The sequence below is a fragment of the Streptomyces sp. NPDC001816 genome (assembly GCF_042892235.1).
Lineage (GTDB): Bacteria > Actinomycetota > Actinomycetes > Streptomycetales > Streptomycetaceae > Streptomyces.
Genome location: NZ_JBIATY010000011.1, coordinates 308565 through 327856, shown reverse-complemented (window position 1 = coordinate 327856; position 19292 = coordinate 308565). Strand labels below are relative to the sequence as shown.

Genomic DNA, 19292 nt, shown 5'->3' with positions numbered 1-19292 from the left:
AGGGACACATGCCCGAGCACGCGGCGGCACCGACACCGGAGACGGAGCGCCAGTCCACCACCGCACCCGTCTCGGCCGCCGCCACCCGCCGCACCGGTCTGCTCGTCACCTTCGTCCTCGGAGGCCTCACCGCCACACCCCCGCTGGCGATGGACATGTACCTCCCGTCCCTGCCGGAGGTCACCCGCTCCCTGCACGCCCCCGCCGCCACCGTCCAGCTCACCCTCACCGCGTGCCTGGCCGGCATGGCGCTCGGGCAGCTGGTCGTGGGCCCGATGAGCGACCGCTGGGGCCGCCGCCGCCCGCTGCTGACCGGCCTCGCCGTCTACCTCGTCGCCACCGCCCTGTGCGCCTTCGCGCCCACCGTCGAGGCGCTGGTCGCCTTCCGCCTCGCCCAGGGTCTCGCGGGCGCGGCCGGCATCGTCATCGCGCGGGCCGTCGTACGCGACCTCTACGACGGTGTGGCCATGGCCCGCTTCTTCTCCACCCTGATGCTGATCTCCGGGGCCGCGCCGATCGTGGCGCCGCTGATCGGCGGGCAGATCCTCCGGGTGACGGACTGGCGGGGCGTGTTCGTCGTCCTCACCGTGGTCGGGGCCGCGCTCGCCGCCCTCGTCTGGCTGCGGCTGCCCGAGACACTGCCGCCCGCCGAACGGCACGGCGGGGGAGTGGGGCAGGCGCTGCGTTCGATGCGCGGCCTGCTCGCCGACCTGCCCTTCACCGGCTACATGCTGGCCGGCGGCTTCGCCTTCGCCGTGCTGTTCGCCTACATATCCGCCTCCCCCTTCGTCGTCCAGGAGATCTACGGCGCCTCCCCGCAGACCTTCAGCCTGCTCTTCGGCGTCAACTCGGTCGGGCTGATGATCGCCGGGCAGGTCAACGGCCGCATCCTGGTGGGCCGGGTCAGCCTGGACAAGGTGCTCGGCACCGGCCTCGCGATCATCGTGCTCGCCGCGACCGCCCTGCTGCTGATGACCGCGGGCACCTTCGGCGAGGTCGGCCTGGCGCCGATCGCCGCCGCCTTGTTCGTCCTCATGTCCGCGATGGGCATCACCCTGCCCAACGCCCAGTCCCTCGCCCTGCTGCGCACCCGGCACGCCGCGGGCTCCGCCTCCGCCCTGCTCGGCACCACCTCCTTCCTCGTCGGAGCGGTCGCCTCCCCGCTCGTCGGCGTCGCCGGGGAGCACACCGCCGTGCCCATGGCGGTCGTCCAACTGGCGGGAGCACTGGTAGCGGCGGCCTGCTTCATGGGAATGTGCCGTCCCTGGAACACCCGTGCGGGGTCGGAGGGAGAGGACAACTGAGCGCACCCAGACTGCGCGCCGGCACCCCCGAACGCGCCGGGCTCGACGCCAAGGAACTCGAGCGCCTGGCCGGCGAGGTGCACGCCCTCACCACCGGAGCCCGCCCCTGGGCCGCCGGTGCCGTCGTCATGGCCGGACGCGGGCCAGTGATCGCCGTCGCCGAGGCAGCGGGCTGGGCGGTCCGCTACGCCTCCTACGACCCCGAGACCGACACCGGCGTCGAACTGCCGCCCGCCGACCGGATCCCGATGACCGTCGACACCCCGTTCGACCTGGCCTCCCTCACCAAGCTGTGCACGTCCGTCGCCGCCGTGCAGCAGATCGAGCGCGGCACCCTCGGCATGGACGCCCGGATCGGCGCCTACCTGCCCGAGTTCACCGCGGCCGCCGAACACGGCGTCACCGTACGGCAGCTGCTCACGCACACCTCCGGGCTGCGCCCCGAACTCCCGCTGTACGACTGCCCGGACGCCACCGCCCGCCTCGCGATGCTCCGCGCGGAGGCCCCCACGTCCGAGCCCGGCCGCTACCTCTACTCGGACCTGAACATGATCCTGCTCCAGTTCGTTCTGGAACGGATCACCGGCCGCCCCCTCGACGTCCTGATCGAGGACGGCATCACCCGCCCGCTCGGGATGACGGCGACCGCCTTCGGCCCCTGCCCCGGCGCGGTGGCCACCGAGGACCAGCGGCGGCCCTGGGCCAAGGCCGACCGTGGAATGCTGCGCGGCGAGGTCCACGACGAGAACGCCTGGGCGCTCGGCGGGGTGGCGGGCCACGCCGGCCTCTTCTCCACCGCGCACGACCTGGCGGTCTTCTGCCGCGCCCTGCTCGCGGGCGGCGCGTACGGCCCCGCGCGCATCCTCGGCCCCGACTTCGTGGAGCTGCTGTTCACCCCGCCGGGCCTTGGCTTCGCCCTGGACCAGCCGTGGTTCATGGGCGAGCTGGCGGGCAGGGGAGCGGCGGGGCACACGGGGTTCACGGGGACCTCGCTGGTCGTGGATCCGGCGACGGACACGTTTCTGGTGCTGCTGGCGAACACGGTGCACCCCGTACGCAGGCCGCCGGACAGCCGGCCGAGGGCGGCTGCGGCCACGCGTCTGGCGAGAGCGGTGATCTGAGGCGCACCTCCCGGCCGCCGCCCGAGTCGGATCCCGTGGCGACCTCCCGGCCGCCCGATTCGGTCCCTGTGGCGGCGCCTTCCGGCCGCCCGATTCGGATCCCGTGGCGGCGCCTTCCGGCCGCCCGATTCGGATCCCGTGGCGGCGCCTTCCGACCGACCGATTCGGATCCCGTGACGGCGCCTCCCGACCGCCCGAGACGGACCCCGTGGCGGCGCCTTTCCAGCCGACCGAGACGGGTGGTGGGTGGGCATAGGCCCGGGGGTCTGGGGGCGGAGCCCCCAGCAAGGCCGGCACCGGCACCGGGCGCCGTAGAATCGCCGGGTGAACGACCCCGTACGCCCGGCCGAGCAACTCCGCGCCGCCCTTGCCGACCTGCTCGCGGGGCTACCGCCCTCGCAAGCCGCCGGCGCCGTGGAAAGGCTGATCGCCAACTACCGCGGGGCCACCCCGACCGACGCCCCGATCCTGCGCGACCGCGCCGACGTCGCCGCCTACGCCGCCTACCGCATGCCGGCCACCTTCGAGGCGGTCCGCTCGGCGCTGGAGGCGTTCGCGGACGCCGTGCCCGGCTGGACGCCCCGCAGCCACGTCGACGTCGGCGGTGGCACCGGCGCCGCCACCTGGGCCGTCACCGCAACCTGGCCCGGCGAGCGCAGCGTCACCGTGCTGGACTGGGCCGAGCCCGCGCTCGCCCTCGGCCGGGAGATCGCCGAAGCCAACCCCGCGCTGCACGACGCCCGTTGGCAGCGGGCCCGGATCGGCACGGCGCTCACCCTCGACAGCACCGACCTCGTCACGGTGTCGTACGTCCTCAACGAACTCGCCGAGGCCGACCGCAGCGCCCTCGTCGACGCGGCCGCGGCCGCCGCGCAGTCCGTCGTGATCGTGGAGGCCGGCACCCCCGCCGGCTACGCCCGGGTCATCGAGGCCCGCGACCGCCTCGTCCGCGCCGGGTTCCGCGTCGCCGCGCCCTGCCCGCACAGCGCCGCCTGCCCCATCGTCCCCGGCACGGACTGGTGCCACTTCTCCGCCCGGGTCAGCCGCTCCTCCCTGCACCGCCAGGTCAAGGGCGGCTCCCTGGCGTACGAGGACGAGAAGTTCAGCTACGTCGCGGCCACCCGGCTGCCCGCCGAGCCGGCCCCCGCCCGGGTGGTCCGGCGCCCGCAGATCCGCAAGGGCCAGGTGCTCCTCGATCTGTGCGAGGCCGACGAGCAGCTGCGCCGCACGACGGTCACCAAGCGCCACGGCGACCTGTACAAGGCGGCCCGGGACGCCGACTGGGGCGATGCCTGGCCGCCGGAGGATTCGACCGCTTAGTCAGCGGGGCTTGTTAGTTTCACCCCATGGTCAAGAAGCCCGCCCCCGACGCCACCCGCCGCAGCGAGAAGTCCCGCAGGGCGATCTACGACGCCGCCCTCGCCCTGGTCGTCGAGGTCGGATACCCGAAGACCACGGTCGAGGGGATCGCCGCCCGCGCCGGGGTCGGCAAGCAGACCATCTACCGGTGGTGGGCGTCGAAGGCGGACGTGCTGATGGAGGCCTTCCTGGACCTCGGCGAGCAGGTGGCCCGGGCGGCGGGGCAGGAGCCGTACGCCATCCCGGACACCGGCGACCTCGCCGCCGACCTCAAGGCGGTGCTGCGGGCCACCGTCGACGAGCTGTACGACCCCCGCTTCGAGGCACCCAGCCGCGCGCTGGCCGCCGAGGGCGTGGTCAACGAGCAGCTCGGCCGCGAGTTCGTCACCAAGCTCCTCGAACCCCAGCTCCAGCTGTACGTCGACCGGCTGCGCTCCGCGCAGGACAGCGGCGCGGTACGCCCCGACGTCGACCCGCGCATCGCCCTGGAGCTGTTCGTCTCACCGCTCGCCCAGCGCTGGCTGCAGCACACCGGGCCTATCTCGTACGCGTACACGGACACCCTGGTCGACTACGCGCTGTACGGCCTCGCCCCCCGCTGAGGTGCTGTGAGGCACGTCTCGTCCGGTTCCTGCGGATCCCCGCTCCGGCCCCCGAAGCATTGGCAGATGGGACGATAAGGCATGCTGTCCGCACACACAGCGAGGCGACCACCGGAACAAGGGGTTAGATGAGCGCGACGTTCGGCGGCCGGTCCGGCCGGCAGGGCAAACTCTCCCAGTGGCTGCTCGGACGCCGCCCGAAGGAGACCGCCGCCGACGACGGCGGCCGTGAGGCCCTGCTGCTCGCCGCCGCCACAGCGGGACTGCCCCTGGCACCCGCCGCGCACCCCGCCCCCGGCTACCGCTGTTCCTGCGACCGCGTCGGCTGCCCCACCCCGGCCCGGCACCCGGTGTCGTTCGCCTGGCAGACCCAGTCCACGACGGACCGCGCGCAGATCGAGCGCTGGGCCCGGCACCAGCCGCAGGCCAACTTCATCACCGCCACCGGCATGGTGCACGACGTCCTCGACGTGCCCCTGGAGGCCGGCCGGGAGGCGCTGGACCGGCTCCTCGGCGCCGGTGTGGAGGTCGGTCCGGTCACCGAGAGCGACGACGGCCGCATGCTGTTCTTCACCCTCACCCGGGGCACCCCCGAGGACGAGGACGAGTGGTGGCCCTGCGAGCTGGACTGCCACCCCGAGACCATGGACGAGCACCCGGGGCTGCGCTGGCACTGCCGCGGCTCCTACGTCCTCGTACCGCCCGCCCGGCTGCCCGGCGACGACCAGCAGGTGCGCTGGGTCCGCGGCCCGGAGCACGCGCTGCCCGACCCGCTGAGCCTGCTGGAGGCCCTCACGGACGCCTGCGCCCGCCACGCCGGCGCCGCGGCCGACCACACGAGCGCCACCTGGCCGCTGCGGCGCTGATCGCTCCGCGGGTCGAGCGGCGGGCGCTCCACGGGGTGCCGCGACAGGCCGTCGGGCGGCTGCGGGTACGTTGTGGCTGGTCGCTCCCCCACTCTCGACTTCGCCCGAGCGGGGGGACCCCCATCGCGGCGGAGCCGCATGATCGACACAGCCCCGCGCCCCTTTGGGGCGTTCTACTCGCCCTGTGCCGCCGTCAGTCCCTGCACCCGCCCCAGTACCGACACCGGACCGCTGCCCGCCGGGTCGAGAGCGGCCTCGTTGGAGATGATCTCCAGCGTCAGCGACTGCTTGATCTCACCCTTGGTGAGGGCCTGTACGTCCTTGTTCGGGGTCGGCACGGAGGTGCCCGCGGCGGCGGTCTGCTTCTCGTAGTGGTGCGTGGTGAAGAAGACCAGCGCCCCGCCGTCCGCCGTGCGCAGCGCGAGCGGCGCGTAGTCGCCGTGGGTCAGCGGCTCGTCGATGTACTGCCGGACCAGGCCCGGCTTCGACGTCTGCTTCTTGCGGTCCGCGCGCAGGCCGCTGGTGTACCGGCCGTCCGCGAACGTCGTGCCGGCGTTCTTCAGATAGGCCGCGTAGCCCTTGCTCAGGTCGGCGGGCGGCACGGCCAGTTGCGTGGCGTCGGCGGGCACGGCCTCGGCCCAGCCGTCCTCGTCCTTCTTGAACTGCGGTACGTCAGTGGCCGCGACCAGCGTCAGATAGGCCACCTGCCACGGATCGCCGAGGTCGTCGCGGGTGAACACCAGCAGCCAACGGGCGTTGCTGCTGCCCAGGTTGCCCTTGGCGTCCGCGACGAACCAGCGCGGCCAGCCGGCCTTCTTCGGGATCGTGAAATGGGCGTCCGTCAGCGTGAGCTGCACGTGATGCGCGTTGCCCGACGGGCTGTTGGCGTGCCCGGCCTTCAGCCGGGCGCCGTCGATGTCGGCGAGCGCTCCGGTGACATGGTCCTCGTCCAGGGAGCGGTCGTAGGCCTTGTCCGCCTTGTTGTACGCGTCCGTGAACTGGGTGAGCGCCTTGGCGGCCTCGGCGCGGGTGGTGGCGGGAAGCATCTCGCGCTCCCCGTGCACCACCACACATCCGCTCGCCGGCAGTGACATGACGGTCAGTGAGACCGCTATGAGTGCGTTCCGGTCACGCCTGCGGAGCGTTCGACGGCTGCGTTCCCTGGTCATGAGGTGCCTTCACCTTCCCCTTCCCGGAGGCGAACCCTACCGGGGCGAGGAAGACCGCGAGTGTCGGGATCAGGTACAGCAGCCACACCGTGACCTGGACCACGGTCGGGTCGGGCTGGAAGTTGAACACGCCCTTCAGCAGCGTGCCGTACCAGCTGTCCGGCTCGATCGTGTCGCTGATGTCGAAGGCCAGGTCCCGGATGCCCGGGATCCAGTTGGCCTCCTGAAGGTCGTGGAAGCCGTACGCGAGCACGCCCGCCGCGACCACGACCAGCATGCCGCCGGTCCAGGTGAAGAACTTAGCCAGGTTGATCTTCAGCGCGCCCCGGTAGAACAGCCAGCCGAGGACGACCGCCGTGGCGAGGCCGAGGGCCACGCCGATCAGCGGGCGCGGGGTGCCGTCGCTCGCCGCGTGCACCGAGGCCCACACGAACAGGGCGGTCTCCAGGCCCTCCCGGCCGACGGCCAGGAACGCGGTGGCGACCAGCGCGCCCGTGCCCATGGCGAGCGCCGCGTCCAGCTTGCCGTGCAGCTCGGACTTCAGGTGCCGGGCGGTGCGCCGCATCCAGAACACCATCCAGGTCACCAGCACGACCGCGACGACGGACAGCGAGCCGCCCAGCGCCTCCTGCGCCTCGAACGTCAGCTCCTGCGAGCCGAATTCGAGGGCGCAGCCGAAGCCCATCGCGAGGGCGACGGCGACGCCGATGCCCATCCAGATCGGCTTCAGGGCGTCCCTGCGGTCCGTCTTCACCAGGTAGGCGATGAGGATGCAGACGACGAGCGATGCCTCCAGGCCCTCGCGCAGGCCGATCAGGTAGTTGGAGAACACGGGCTACGCCTCCTCGGAGAACAGCGTGCGGCCCCACCAGTCGTCCTTGCCCGTGACACCGGGCGGGACGGCGAAGACGGCCGAACTCACGTGCTGGATGTACTCGTTGAGCGCGTCCTTGGCCGCCAGCTGCCGCTGCAGCGGGATGAACCCCTTGCGCACGTCACGCTGGTAGGCCAGGAAGAACAGGCCCGCCTCCAGGCGGCCCATGCCGTCGGTGCCGTCGGTGAAGGAGTAGCCCCGGCGCAGGATCGTGATGCCGTTGTTGGAGTCGGGGTGCGCGAGGCGCACGTGCGCGTCCGGCTTCATCGCCTTCAGGAACGGCTTGTCGTGCTCCTTGGCCTTGCCGACCGGCGCGCCCTCGCCCTTGTCCCGGCCGAAGATGTCCTCCTGCTCCTGCAGCGGGGTCCGGTCCCAGGTCTCGATGTGCATGCGGATGCGCCGGGCGACCAGGTACGACCCGCCGGTCATCCACTTCGTGCCGTCGCCCTCGCCGACCCACACGAACTTCTTGAGCCGGTCCGTCTCGACGCCCGCGATGTTGCGGGTGCCGTCCTTGAAGCCCATGAGGTTGCGCGGCGTCTGGGCGTCCGGAGTCGTCGACGAGGTCTTGCCGAAGCCGAGCTGGGACCAGCGGATGGCGACCTTGCCGAAGCCGATGCGGGCCAGGTTGCGGATGGCGTGCACGGCGACCTGCGGGTCGTCCGCGCAGGCCTGCACGCACAGATCGCCGTCGCTGCGCGTCCTGTCGAGGTTGTCGCCCGGGAACTGGGGCAGGTCGACCAGCGCCTCGGGCCGCTTGCCGGACAGCCCGAACTTGTCGAAGAACGAGGGTCCGAAGCCGATGGTGAGCGTCAGCCGCGAGGGCTTCAGACCCAGGGCCTCACCGGTGTCGTCCGGCGGCGCCTCGGCGAGCCCGCCGTACGCGCCCTCACCGACCGCCTTCCCGGCGGTCATCCGGCGCCCGGCCTCGGTCCAGTCCTTCAGCATCTGGACGAACTCGGCGCGGTCCTCGGTCTTCACGTCGAACGCGGCGAAGTGCAGCCGGTCCTGCACCGGCGTGGCGATGCCGGCCTGGTGGGCGCCGTGGAACTCCACGGCGGCGCCCACCTCGGCGGCGGCCGGTTCCACGTCGTTGCCCGCCTTGGCCGCCGCCACGGCACCGCCGGCCGCGGCGGCACCGAGCGCGAGCCCGGCACCACCCCAGCCGATCAGCGCCCGGCGCGAGGGGGAGGAGCTGCCCTGGCCGCCCTTGCTGTCCTGGCTGTCCATGCTTTCCCGGGTCTCGGTCATGACGCGTCTCCCCTTACTTCACAACCGCGGCGGCGAGCTTGGACAGCGGCTCCGCGAGCGCGTTCACCGCGTCCGAGAGCTGCTTGCGGTCGTCCTTGCCGACCGTGTCGTACGAGGTGAAGTCGTACGAGTTCTTGTCCGAGCGGTACTTGTCGAGCAGCGTGTTCAGCGCCGCGAACTGCTTGTCCAGCTCGGTGACCAGCGCGGCGTCGTTCTTCTGCGCGACCGGCTTCAGCAGGTCGTACGACTTCTGCGCGCCCTCGACGTTGGCCTTGAAGTCGACCAGGTCGGTGTGCGAGTAGCGCTCCTCCTCACCGGTGACCTTGCCGGTGGCGACCTCGTCGAGCAGCTCCTTGGCGCCGTTGGCCATGGAGGTCGGGGTGATCTCGGCCTTGCCGACCCGCTCCTGCCAGTCCTTGAGGTCGGTCACCAGCTGGTCGGCGAGGGTCTTCTCCTCGGCACCGATCTTCTTGTCCGCCCAGAGGGCCTTCTCCAGGCGGTGCCAGCCGGTCCACTTCTGGCCGTCATCCAGGCCGTCCTCGCGGACGTCGACCTTCGGGTCGATGTCACCGAAGGACTCGGCGACCGGCTCGGTGCGCTCCCAGCCGAGGCGGGAGGGCGCGTACGCCTTCTTGGCGGCCTCGACGTCGCCGTCCTTGACCGCCTTCACGAAGGTCTCGACGAGCGGCAGGGTGGCGTCGGCCTGCTCCTGGGCGTAGGCGCGGTAGTCGGCGACCGCCTGGTCCAGCTTCGGGTCCCGCTTGGCGGCCTTGCCGGAGCCGGTGACCGTGAGCTTCTGCCGGACGCCCTTGCCCTTCATGCCCGGGACGCAGGCGATCTCGTACGAGCCCGCCTTGACCTCGGCGGTCAGCGTGTACTTGGTGCCCGGGCCGATGTTCTCCTTCTCGGAGACGATCCGGTCGTCCGGGAACAGGATCTCGACCTCGGTGGCCTTCGAGCCCTTGTTCTCGATCTTCAGCGTGACCTGCCCGGCCGGGACCGACTTGGCGGAGGTCTCGCACTTCGAGTCGGCGGCGGTCACCTGGATCGCGTCGCCGTCCTTGGCGTCGCTTTTCGCCGTGCACGCGGGGAGGGCGGTCAGAGCGGCCACGGTGGCGGCGGCGGTGACAGTGAGTCGGACGGCTCGCATGCAGGCTCCAAGCGGGGACGGGTTGGTGAGGCTGGCCTAACTTACATGAGGCTTACCTCACCAATACCCGCCCGGGTCGTGATTCAGCTCTCACGGAAATCTCACAGGCACGGCTTGATCTCGACGGCTCAAAAGAGACCCCAAGGGGTGGTAAAGGGAGGGTCAAGTGATGGGAGGGTGAGGGGTATGGGGACTGCGCGCAGGGAGTTGTTGGGGGCCGGCGGCGTCGTGCTGGACGTGCGGGACCGGCCGGGTCCGCCGCCGTTGCGCTTCGAGTGCGCGCCCGGCGGTCGGCTGCTGCTGCGGCAGGGGGAGCGGCCGGTGCTGCTGGGCCGCGAGGAAGAGGGCGGCTGCTCGCGGGAGGGGCTCTTCGTGCACCGCCTTGCGGGCTACCGCTCACCGCTGCCGCCGCCCCGCTCGGCGCGGCAGCGCCGGCCGGGCAACTGGGTCCACCAGTACGCGCGTTGGCTGGAGGAGGCGCCGCAGGACGGGCCCCTGCACGAGGGGCGGTGGCACCTCGGGGAGCGCCACCGGTTTCCGAAGTACGTCTGGTGGGGCGACTTCCTGCGGGGCTGGCCCGGCGGCCACCTGGACTGGTGCCGTGGCGGCTGGGAGGGCGTCGTCCCGCTGCGGCCGCTGTCACCGGAGGACGACCCGCGGGTGAAGGCGTACCGGAAGCACGCGCGCGAGGGCACGCTCGCGCCGGTTCTCCTGTGGTGGGTCACACTCCTCGACGGCTGGGTGATCCTGGACGGCCACGACCGTGCCGTCGCGTCCCTCGCGGAAGGCCGGACCCCGCCCTGCGTCGTCCTGACCCGGCTGCCGGACGAGGAGGACTGGCGCCGGACCGCCGACGAGGTGACCCAGGGGCACGAGCGGAGCATGGAGCAGCTGGCCGCCCGTCCCGCCGACGCCGACGCCGAGCGGCAGCGGGACACGCTGGCACGGGCGTACGGCGACGTCATGTCCTCGCTGCCGTACGAGGAGGCTCCCACCCCCTCCTGGCCCCTCCCGGGCGGCGCCCCGGCCTGGGACGCGCTCGCTCGCGCCGCGATGTTTCAATTCCGGAGTGACTGACTACGACGTGCTCCGCGTGTTCTGTGCGCCGAACGGCGGCTACGGCAACGAACTCGGTGTCGTCCGGGACGGATCGGTGCTGCCCGAGCGGAGTGAGCGGCAGGAGTTCGCCGCGAAGCTCGGCTTCAGTGAGACCGTGTTCGTGGACGACCCCGAGCGTGGGGTGATCGACATCTACACCCCCACCCTGCGACTGCCCTTCGCCGGTCACCCCTGCGTCGGCACGGCCTGGCTGCTGGACGTGCCCGAACTGGTCACGCCCGCCGGGGTGGTGGGTGCCCGGCTGGACGGCGAGTTCAGCTGGATCGAGGCCCGCGCGGAGTGGGCGCCGCCGCGCACCCTGCGCCAGTACCCCACCGCCGCCGAGGTCGACGCCCTCGACGTGCCGCCGCCCGGCGAGTGGATCTACGCCTGGGCGTGGGAGGACGAGGCGGCCGGCCGGATCCGCGCCCGCGGCTTCCCCGGCCGTGACGACGGGATCGAGGAGGACGAGGCGACCGGTGCGGCGGCGCTGCTCCTCACCGAAAGGCTGGGGCGGGCGCTGAACATCACGCAGGGCAGGGGGTCCCAGATCCTCACGGCGCCTCAGCCGCACGGGTGGGTGGAGATCGGGGGGCGGGTCTTCCTGGAGCGTTAGGCGCTCAGCGGGAACTCCTCGCCCAGGGCCCGGAAGACGGCGGTGTTCAGCGCGAACGCCTTCTTGCACTCCGCCACGATCCGCTGCTTCTCCAGGTCGTCCGCGGCGACGCCGTCCAGCAGGTCCCGGTAGTCACGCTTGAAGGCCGCCGGGTTGCGGATGCCCTCGAACACGTAGAAGCGGACCCCGTCGCCCTTCCTGGCGAAGCCCCACGCCTTCTCCGCGCGGTCGCGGATGATCTGCCCGCCGGAGAGGTCGCCCAGATAGCGGGTGTAGTGATGGGCGACGTACCCGCCCGGCCAGCGCTCGGCGCACTCCCGCACCCGGTCCGCGTACGCCCGCGTCGCCGGGAGCGCGCTCAGTCCCGCTCGCCACCCGGACCCCCGCAGATGCGCCAGGTCCCGCTCCAGCGCGGCCAGTCGGAACAGCTCGGGGCGCACGAACGGCCCGGCCACCGGATCCGCCGCCAGCCGCTCGGCCGCGCTCTCCAGCGCCTCGTACACGAACCACAGTTGCTCCGTGTAGCGGGCGTACGCGGTCACGCCCAGCCGGCCGCCGAGCAGGTCGCTCATGAACGTCGACGTCTCCGCCTCCACGTGCTGCTCGTGGGACGCGGTGCGGATGAGGGACGAGAACGACTCCATGGGCTCTCCTCGGTTTGCCGACCCACTGTCGGTAAGTTTACCGACAGGCTGTCGGAAAACATCCGGGAAGAGATCAGGGCAGAGATCAGGACAGGAATCGGGGCAGAAATCAGGGCAGAAAAGAGCCCGCCCTGGGCGTCAGGGCGGGCTGCGGGGAGGTGGGCCGGCTACGGCAGGGTGAGGATCTCCGCACCCGTGTCCGTCACGACCAGCGTGTGCTCGAACTGGGCCGTCCGCTTGCGGTCCTTGGTCACGACCGTCCAGCCGTCGTCCCACATGTCGTACTCGTGCGTGCCCAGCGTCAGCATCGGCTCGATGGTGAAGGTCATGCCGGGCTGCATGACGGTCGTCGCGTGCGGGCTGTCGTAGTGCGGGATGATCAGGCCCGAGTGGAACGACGAGCTGATGCCGTGCCCCGTGAAGTCCCGTACGACCCCGTAGCCGAAGCGCTTGGCGTACGACTCGATGACCCGGCCGATGACGTTGATCTGCCGGCCCGGCCGGACCGCCTTGATCGCCCGGTTGAGAGACTCCCGGGTCCGCTCCACCAGCAGCCGCGACTCCTCGTCCACGTCACCGACGAGATACGTGGCGTTGTTGTCGCCGTGCACCCCACCGATGTACGCCGTCACGTCCAGGTTGACGATGTCACCGTCGCTCAGGACCGTCGAGTCCGGGATGCCGTGGCAGATGACCTCGTTGACCGAGGTGCACAGCGACTTCGGGAAGCCGCGGTAGCCGAGCGTGGACGGGTAGGCCCCGTGGTCGCACATGTACTCATGGGCGACCTTGTCCAGCTGGTCGGTGGTCACACCCGGCGCGATGATCCTCGCGGCCTCCGCCATCGCCTGCGCGGCGATACGACCGGCGACGCGCATCGCCTCGACGGTCTCGGGGGTCTGCACCTCCGGTCCGGTGTACGGCGTCGGCGCGGGCTTGCCGACGTACTCGGGGCGGCGGATGTTTCCGGGTACCGAACGGGTGGGAGACAGCTCCCCTGGTACGAGCAGCGACTGGCCAGACATGCCAGCGAGTCTAACCAGCGGGCATGGGGGAACATGTCCGTGGCGAGAGGAGCTGTTCATGGCCCTGTTCAAGAAGCGCACCGTCGGCAAGCCGGGCGAGTGGTACTACTGCCTGGAGCACAAGAAGGTCGAAGAGGGCCCGGAGTGCCCGGGCAAGGACCGCTTCGGGCCGTACGCCTCCCCGGAGGAGGCCCGGCACGCCATGGAGACGGCGGCCGAGCGCAACCTGGAGTGGGACACCGACCCCCGCTGGCACGACGCGTCGGCACGCGGTGACCAGGAAGCCGACCAGGACTGATCACACCTGCGTGGGTGCGGTGGCGGTGGCGGTGCGCTGCTCGCGCAGCCGCACCGCGTGCGCGTTGGTCCGGGCGTCGTAGGTCATCAGCCCCGGCAGACACAGGGCCAGCAGCCCCATCGCGCCCACGCACAGCAGGCCGCCCGACCACACGGACGCGCGTACGCCCGCCCACGCGGCGACCCCGCCCGAGCGGACCTGGCCCAGCGTCGGACCCACCGAGTACGACAGCAGTTCGATGCCGGCGAGGCGGCCGCGCAGCTCGTCGGGGATCGTCTGGTTCCACATCGCGGCCCGGAAGACCCCGCTGACCATGTCGCAGCCGCCGGCGACGGTCAGGAGCAGCAGCACCAGCCACACGTTGCCGACGACTCCCGCGGCCGCGATCGCCACGCCCCACAGCGCGGCCGACAGCACCACCATGCGTCCGTGCCGGTGCACCCGGGAGGTCCAGCCGCTGGTCAGGCCGACCACCATCGCGCCCAGCGGGACGGTCGCGTACATCAGGCCGAGCGCCCACTCGGCGTGCAGCTCGTCGGCGAGGAACGGCAGGACGGCGAGGGGCATGGCCAGGAACATCGCGGCGAGATCGACGATGTAGGTGCCGAGGAGTTCCTTGCGGCTCCAGGCGTAGCGCGCGCCCTCGGCGATGGCCCGCAGGTCCGGCTTCGCGGCCTCGTGGGAGGCGGGGGAGGGGGCGATGCGGACGATGAACAGCAGGGACACGGCGAACGTCAGCAGGTCGGCGGCGTAGGCCCAGCCGTGGCCCGCGTAGGCGACGACCACGCCCGCGATCGCCGGGCCGGCCACTCCGCCGACCGTCCAGCGCAGGGAGTTCAGGGAGGACGCCGCGGGCAGGTCGTCGTGGGCGACGATCCGGGGGAGCAGGGAGTCCAGGGCGGGGCGCTGTACCGAGACCAGGGCCGAGGAGAGGGCGGCGATGACGTAGAGCGGCCAGACTGCGGGGCCGGGCAGCAGGGCGTTGACCAGCAGGGCGGCGCTGAGGAGGCCCTGGCCGGCCTCCGTCCACACGATCAGCCGGCGCTTGTCGAGGGCGTCTGCGAGGGCGCCGCCGTACAGGCCGAAGACGATCAGGGGGATCAGTTCTACGGCTCCGATCGCGCCCACGGCCGCAGCCGAGCCGGTGAGGTCCTTCAGCTGGACCGGCAGGGCGACGAAGGTCAGGAAGCTGCCGAAGTTGCTGATCAGACCGGATGCCCAGAGTCGGCGGAAGTCGGCGGAGGCCTTCCAGGGGGCGAGGTCGGGGAGGAGAGCTGAAGCCACTTCGGCATGCTGGGCTCGGCCGAGTTACAGAGCAACTGCTTTTCGCAGCCACAGCCCGAGGCTCCGCCCCGGACCCCGTTTCCCACCCGCCCGCCCGTCTCGGTTGGCTGGGATGGTGCTCGATCAGGTTTCCGGTCGCCCCGCTCTCTCCGCCCGCCCACTCGTCTTGTTCGGCTGAAAGTTGTTCTGCCGAAGGCAGGTAGCCGACCGAGACGGGCGGGTGGGTGGGAAAGTCACCAAGGCGCAGCCGGCGGTGCCGTCAGGATCTCCGCCAGCCTCGACAAACGGTCACGGAAGCCCCGCCGCACCCTCGGAGAGCCACCGTTTTCGCCGGCCGCCGCGCTCACCAGGTGCTGCACGCTGTCCAGGTCCAGCTCCGCCCCCTCGGGTACGGCCAGCGTGTCGTGGGCCATCGCGGACAGCTCGGGCCCGCCCGCACCGAGGGCCAGCACCGTGACCCCGGCCCGCCGAGCCGCGTGCACCCGCTCCAGCAGCTCCGCCGGCTCCTCGGGGGCGACCACGAGCAGGGTCTCGCCGCGCCGTGCCTCCTCGATCCGGCCGGGTCCCACAGCGAGGTGCGCGGGATCGGAGGGGCGCGCGTGGTGTCGTACGAGGGTCGGAGCCAGCTCGGGAGTGCCGGACCAGGCCGCCTCGTCCACCAGATGCGCGGCCAGATGCCAGGGCTCGTACGCGGGTGTGCCCACCAGCAGCAGCCCGCCCCCGTGCGCCACCACGGACCCGCGCAGCATGCCGGCGAACCGCCGGGTGGCCCCCAACCACTCGGTCCCGGCGAGTACTTCGCGCAGCAGCGCGACCCGTACGGCGTCCATGCGGCCGCATCCTGCCCCAACCGGTCACTCGTGACGCGGAGTTCACCCCGAATTCGCCCAACCTGGGGATGTTGACGGCCCATCACTGAACGTTTTCCGCTCTCCGCTCTCCGCTCTCCGTTTTCCGCTTTCGTGTGAGGAGCCGCCCCATGACCGACGTGTCCGTCCCCTTCCGCGCCGGCCAGGAGGGCTACGCCAGCTTCCGCATCCCGGCCGTCGTGGCCACGCACAAGGGCACGCTGCTCGCCTTCTGTGAGGGGCGGGTCGACTCCGCCGCCGACCACGGGCACATCGACATCGTGCTGAAGCGGTCCACGGACGGCGGCCGCACCTGGGGCCCGCTGCGGGTCGCCGCGAGCAACGGGAAGAACCTCGCCGGCAACCCCGCCCCGGTCGTCCTGGACACCGGCCGGATCCTGCTCGTGCACGTGCGTGCCGCGGCCGCCGCCACCGAGGCCGCCATCCTGCGCGGCCAGATCAGCGACGCCGACGGCCGCCGGGTGTGGGTGCAGCACAGCGACGACGACGGCGCGACCTGGTCCAGGGCGAAGGAGATCACCGCGCAGGTGAAGAAGCCCGGCTGGCGCTGGTACGCCACCACCCCCGGCCACGCCCTCCAGCTCCGCTCCGGCCGTGTGCTCGTCCCCGGCAACCACACCCTGCCGCCCATCGGCACCGACACCGGCGCCGAGGCCAGGTACAACAGCGGCCACTGCCTGCTCAGCGACGACCGCGGCGAGACCTGGTACCTCGGCTACCTGGACGAGAACACCGACGGCTACATCAACGTGAACGAGACCACCGCCGCCGAACTCCCCGACGGCCGCGTCTACTTCAACACCCGCAACGACTCGCCCTCGCCCGGCAACCGCGCCGACGCCCACTCCAGGGACGGCGGCAGGACGCTGGTCAAGCCCTTCCGCCCGCAGGCCGGACTCACCACCCCGGTCTGCGAGGCCTCCGTCCTGCAGCTCCGCGATCCCGACCTGCTGCTCTTCTCCGCCCCGGCCGACCCCGCCGCCCGCGCCCTGATGACCCTCCGCGCCTCCGGCGACGGCGGCACCACCTGGCGCAAGGCCCTCTCCGTGGACGGACTGCCCGCCGCCTACTCCGACCTGGTCCGCGTCGACCGGGGCACGGTCGGACTCCTTTACGAGACAGGCGACTTCAGCGCCTACGAGACCATCACCTTCCGCCGGGTACCCGTGACGCGGCTCACCTGACCCGGTGCCGTCGGCCCCACAGACCAGTGCCCCGACAGGCAACATTCGCCCCGTCGCGACGCCCGGCACGCCCTCTCGCCGCACCGGCCGAAAGCCCAAGTACATCCAGTACGAGGACTTCCGGCCGGCACGCCGAGAGCACGCACCGGACGCCGCTCCTTGACGGGCGAACGTTGCCTGCCGGGGCACTAGAGTCGCCCCATGACCTCTACCGACAGCGCACAGACTCCCGCGAAGGCCCCCGCCAAGGACCCCTGGGACCTGCCCGACGTCTCCGGGCTGGTCGTCGGCGTGCTCGGCGGCACCGGCCCGCAGGGCAAGGGCCTCGCCTACCGGCTCGCCCGGGCCGGCCAGAAGGTGATCATCGGCTCGCGCGCCACCGAGCGAGCCCAGGCCGCCGCCGAGGAGCTGGGGTACGGCGTCGAGGGCGCCGACAACGCCGAGACCGCGCGCCGCAGCGACATCGTGATCGTCGCCGTACCGTGGGACGGCCACGGCAAGACGCTGGAGTCCCTGCGCGAGGAGCTGGCCGGCAAGCTCGTCGTCGACTGCGTGAACCCGCTGGGCTTCGACAAGCAGGGCGCCTACGCGCTGAAGCCGGAGGAGGGCAGCGCGGCGCAGCAGGCCGCCGCCCTGCTGCCGGAGTCCCGGGTCGCCGCCGCCTTCCACCACCTGTCGGCCGTGCTGCTCCAGGACCCGGACATCGAGGAGATCGACACCGACGTGATGGTGCTGGGCGAGGCGCGCGCCGACGTGGAGATCGTCCAGGCGCTGGCCGGACGCATCCCCGGCATGCGCGGCATCTTCGCGGGCCGCCTGCGCAATGCCCACCAGGTCGAGTCGCTGGTGGCGAACCTGATCTCCGTCAACCGCCGCTACAAGGCACACGCCGGGCTCCGCGTCACGGACGTCTGAGGGCATGGGGGACACTGGTCGCCGTAGCAGTGTCCCCCGCAAGGAGCCGACCCCCATGCCCCGCATCGCCCTCTACACCCTCGCAGTCTGCGTCCTCGCCGTCGCCGCCGCGGTCGTCTCGTTCGTCCAGGGCAGCTGGCTGGGGATCGTCTGGGTGCTGCTGGCGGGCCTGACGTCCAACATGACCTGGTACTACGTCAAGCGCGGCCGGGCCGCCGCGGCGCAGGAGAAGTCCATCACCGGCTGATCGTGCAGATCTCCGGGGTGTCGCGCCAGAAGCGGTACAGCTCGTAGCCGCAGGCGCGGGAGAAGCCGTCGATGCCCAGCCCGCGCAGGATCGCGTCGATCGCGTCGAAGAAGGCGCTGTTGATCGACGGCACCCACAGCAGCGCGAACACGAACAGCAGTCCGAACGGCGCGAACGGCTCCACCTGCCGCTTCACCTGGTGCGACAGCCATGGCTCGATCACCCCGTACCCGTCCAGACCCGGCACCGGCAGGAAGTTCAGGATCGCCGCCGTCACCTGGAGCAGGGCGAGGAACGCCAGCGCGTACCGGAAGTCGCGGGGCACCCCGTCCAGCGCGTGCAGCCAGAAGGGCGCCGTGCACACCGCCGCGAACAGCACGTTGGTCAGCGGGCCCGCCGCCGAGATCAGGCTGTGCCGCCAGCGGCCCCGGATGCGGCTGCGCTCGATGAAGACCGCGCCGCCCGGCAGGCCGATCCCGCCCATGATCACGAACAGCACCGGGAGCACGATGCTCAGCAGCGCGTGCGTGTACTTCAGCGGGTTCAGCGTCAGGTAGCCCTTCGCGCCGACCGTGATGTCCCCGCTGTGCAGGGCGGTGCGCGCGTGCGCGTACTCGTGCAGACACAGGGAGACGATCCAGGCCGCCGTCACGAACAGGAACACCGCGATACCCGGCTGCTCGGCGAACCCGGTCCAGGTGGCCCAGCCGGTCACCGCCGTGACGGCCAGGATCCCGACGAACACGGGGCTGATCCGGCTCTCGCCGCGGCGGGTGGTGGCGGTCGTCATGAGCGGCTCCTGTGGGCGGGTACGGTCGGGAGGCCGACCGTACCGGCCGGGGACTCACCAGGAAAACGTCTCGCGGCGGCCGTCCGGTTCCAGGAGGGTGGGGGAATGACGGTGATGAGGGTCTTCTACGAGGACTGGCAGATGGAGTGCTGCGGCAGGCCGTTCGGCGTGGGCCAGGAAGTCGGCTGGCGGCTGGTCGCCGTCGACGGGGAGGAAGCCGGGAACGACCACTGGCACGGCGCCGAGGCATGGGTGGAGAACCACGGCGGCCCGAAGCACAGGACCGTCGGCCGCGTGCGCTCCATCGACCTGGTGCATCAGGAGTACGCCGCCCACCACGACCCGCGCGCCGCGGAACCCGCCGTACTCGCCGACCTGGAGCCCGGCACGGTGGTCTTCCGGTCGACCGGGCGCAGTCTGGAGCCGGTGCCCGGCGCACGGACCCTGGAGCCCGTCGACAGCTGCCCGAGGTGGTTCGGCGGCTTCGAGGAGGAGGAACAGCCACCGCGCCGGGTGCCCTACCGCGTCCGCCGCGCCGTCGGCGTCCTCGTCACCCTGGAAATCCCGGACGACCCCGGAGGTCCCGGGCGGCGCGCCGCCCGAACCCGGTGACCCGTACCGACCGC

The 19292-nt window shown here is 72.0% G+C and carries 21 protein-coding genes; 12 read left to right on the top strand and 9 right to left on the bottom strand.

Annotation, left to right across the window (positions count from 1 at the left end; genetic code table 11):
• The first annotated feature begins 8 nt into the window (after positions 1-8).
• The 5 genes from ACFYZZ_RS33820 (at position 9) to ACFYZZ_RS33800 (ending at position 5252) form a co-directional block, all read left to right on the top strand.
• Positions 9-1304, top strand: a complete 1296-nt coding sequence (locus tag ACFYZZ_RS33820) for a multidrug effflux MFS transporter (RefSeq protein ID WP_389184224.1) — start codon at positions 9-11, stop codon at positions 1302-1304.
• Entirely contained in the window at positions 1256-2425 is a 1170-nt protein-coding gene (locus ACFYZZ_RS33815) for a serine hydrolase domain-containing protein (protein WP_389184221.1), read from the top strand. Before ACFYZZ_RS33820 ends, ACFYZZ_RS33815 begins: the two co-directional genes overlap by 49 nt.
• A gap of 324 nt (positions 2426-2749) precedes the next feature.
• Positions 2750-3745, top strand: coding sequence for a small ribosomal subunit Rsm22 family protein (locus ACFYZZ_RS33810; RefSeq protein WP_389184218.1), 996 nt, complete (start codon positions 2750-2752; stop codon positions 3743-3745).
• Between the two features lie 26 nt (positions 3746-3771).
• Positions 3772-4386, top strand: a complete 615-nt coding sequence (locus ACFYZZ_RS33805) for a TetR/AcrR family transcriptional regulator (RefSeq protein WP_389184215.1) — start codon at positions 3772-3774, stop codon at positions 4384-4386.
• A gap of 128 nt (positions 4387-4514) precedes the next feature.
• Positions 4515-5252 (top strand): bifunctional DNA primase/polymerase, encoded by a 738-nt coding sequence (locus ACFYZZ_RS33800; RefSeq protein WP_389184212.1) that lies wholly within the window; start codon positions 4515-4517, stop codon positions 5250-5252.
• 173 nt (positions 5253-5425) lie between these two features.
• Here the strand turns inward: ACFYZZ_RS33800 and ACFYZZ_RS33795 are convergent, their stop codons facing one another.
• From ACFYZZ_RS33795 to efeO, 4 genes are read right to left on the bottom strand one after another with little or no spacing between them, the layout of a single operon-like run.
• A complete protein-coding gene (locus ACFYZZ_RS33795; protein ID WP_389184209.1) occupies positions 5426-6421 on the bottom strand; it encodes a hypothetical protein in 996 nt (331 codons plus the stop codon).
• Complete coding sequence (gene efeU / locus ACFYZZ_RS33790; protein WP_386572376.1) at positions 6381-7253, bottom strand: iron uptake transporter permease EfeU; 873 nt, start codon at positions 7251-7253, stop codon at positions 6381-6383. Before efeU ends, ACFYZZ_RS33795 begins: the two co-directional genes overlap by 41 nt.
• Before the next feature lie 3 nt (positions 7254-7256).
• Entirely contained in the window at positions 7257-8546 is a 1290-nt protein-coding gene (gene efeB, locus ACFYZZ_RS33785) for an iron uptake transporter deferrochelatase/peroxidase subunit (RefSeq protein ID WP_389184205.1), read from the bottom strand.
• Positions 8547-8559: 13 nt separating this feature from the next.
• A complete protein-coding gene (efeO, locus tag ACFYZZ_RS33780; protein ID WP_389184202.1) occupies positions 8560-9696 on the bottom strand; it encodes an iron uptake system protein EfeO in 1137 nt (378 codons plus the stop codon).
• A 186-nt stretch (positions 9697-9882) separates the two neighbouring features.
• Here efeO and ACFYZZ_RS33775 point away from each other — a divergent pair, with 186 nt between their 5' ends.
• Complete coding sequence (locus ACFYZZ_RS33775; RefSeq protein ID WP_389184199.1) at positions 9883-10773, top strand: hypothetical protein; 891 nt, start codon at positions 9883-9885, stop codon at positions 10771-10773.
• On the top strand, positions 10766-11410 hold the full coding sequence (locus ACFYZZ_RS33770; RefSeq protein ID WP_389184196.1) for a PhzF family phenazine biosynthesis protein: 645 nt from the start codon (positions 10766-10768) through the stop codon (positions 11408-11410). The genes ACFYZZ_RS33775 and ACFYZZ_RS33770 overlap by 8 nt, the downstream gene beginning before the upstream one ends.
• Here the strand turns inward: ACFYZZ_RS33770 and ACFYZZ_RS33765 are convergent.
• Complete coding sequence (locus ACFYZZ_RS33765; protein WP_389184193.1) at positions 11407-12054, bottom strand: heme oxygenase (biliverdin-producing); 648 nt, start codon at positions 12052-12054, stop codon at positions 11407-11409. The two genes, ACFYZZ_RS33770 and ACFYZZ_RS33765, sit on opposite strands and share 4 nt — an antisense overlap.
• A 167-nt stretch (positions 12055-12221) precedes the next feature.
• Positions 12222-13079 carry a type I methionyl aminopeptidase gene (map, locus tag ACFYZZ_RS33760; protein WP_389184190.1) on the bottom strand — a complete coding sequence of 286 codons (858 nt, stop codon included), beginning with the start codon at positions 13077-13079 and terminating at the stop codon, positions 12222-12224.
• A gap of 58 nt (positions 13080-13137) precedes the next feature.
• Here map and ACFYZZ_RS33755 point away from each other — a divergent pair, with 58 nt between their 5' ends.
• The gene (locus tag ACFYZZ_RS33755) at positions 13138-13377 is read left to right on the top strand and encodes a hypothetical protein (protein ID WP_386572395.1); all 240 of its coding nucleotides are present in this window, start codon (positions 13138-13140) and stop codon (positions 13375-13377) included.
• Here the strand turns inward: ACFYZZ_RS33755 and ACFYZZ_RS33750 are convergent, their stop codons facing one another.
• Both ACFYZZ_RS33750 and ACFYZZ_RS33745 read right to left on the bottom strand, forming a co-directional pair.
• Positions 13378-14661: an MFS transporter gene (locus ACFYZZ_RS33750; protein WP_389184187.1), complete on the bottom strand. Its 1284-nt coding sequence runs from the start codon at positions 14659-14661 to the stop codon at positions 13378-13380. It lies immediately after the preceding gene.
• Between the two features lie 233 nt (positions 14662-14894).
• Positions 14895-15491, bottom strand: a complete 597-nt coding sequence (locus ACFYZZ_RS33745) for a hypothetical protein (RefSeq protein WP_389184184.1) — start codon at positions 15489-15491, stop codon at positions 14895-14897.
• A gap of 149 nt (positions 15492-15640) precedes the next feature.
• Here ACFYZZ_RS33745 and ACFYZZ_RS33740 point away from each other — a divergent pair, with 149 nt between their 5' ends.
• The 3 genes from ACFYZZ_RS33740 to ACFYZZ_RS33730 all read left to right on the top strand — a co-directional run bounded on the left by ACFYZZ_RS33740 (position 15641) and on the right by ACFYZZ_RS33730 (position 17876).
• Positions 15641-16714 carry an exo-alpha-sialidase gene (locus ACFYZZ_RS33740; RefSeq protein ID WP_389184182.1) on the top strand — a complete coding sequence of 358 codons (1074 nt, stop codon included), beginning with the start codon at positions 15641-15643 and terminating at the stop codon, positions 16712-16714.
• A 201-nt stretch (positions 16715-16915) separates the two neighbouring features.
• Positions 16916-17629, top strand: a complete 714-nt coding sequence (gene npdG, locus ACFYZZ_RS33735) for an NADPH-dependent F420 reductase (protein ID WP_389184179.1) — start codon at positions 16916-16918, stop codon at positions 17627-17629.
• 4 nt (positions 17630-17633) lie between these two features.
• Positions 17634-17876, top strand: a complete 243-nt coding sequence (locus ACFYZZ_RS33730; RefSeq protein ID WP_389184176.1) for a hypothetical protein — start codon at positions 17634-17636, stop codon at positions 17874-17876.
• Here ACFYZZ_RS33730 and ACFYZZ_RS33725 read toward each other — a convergent pair.
• Positions 17866-18666 (bottom strand): site-2 protease family protein, encoded by an 801-nt coding sequence (locus ACFYZZ_RS33725; protein WP_389184173.1) that lies wholly within the window; start codon positions 18664-18666, stop codon positions 17866-17868. The genes ACFYZZ_RS33730 and ACFYZZ_RS33725 overlap by 11 nt on opposite strands.
• 105 nt (positions 18667-18771) lie before the next feature.
• Between ACFYZZ_RS33725 and ACFYZZ_RS33720 the strand changes: the two genes are divergently transcribed.
• Positions 18772-19278, top strand: coding sequence for a DUF6578 domain-containing protein (locus tag ACFYZZ_RS33720; RefSeq protein WP_389184170.1), 507 nt, complete (start codon positions 18772-18774; stop codon positions 19276-19278).
• Positions 19279-19292: the final 14 nt, after the last annotated feature.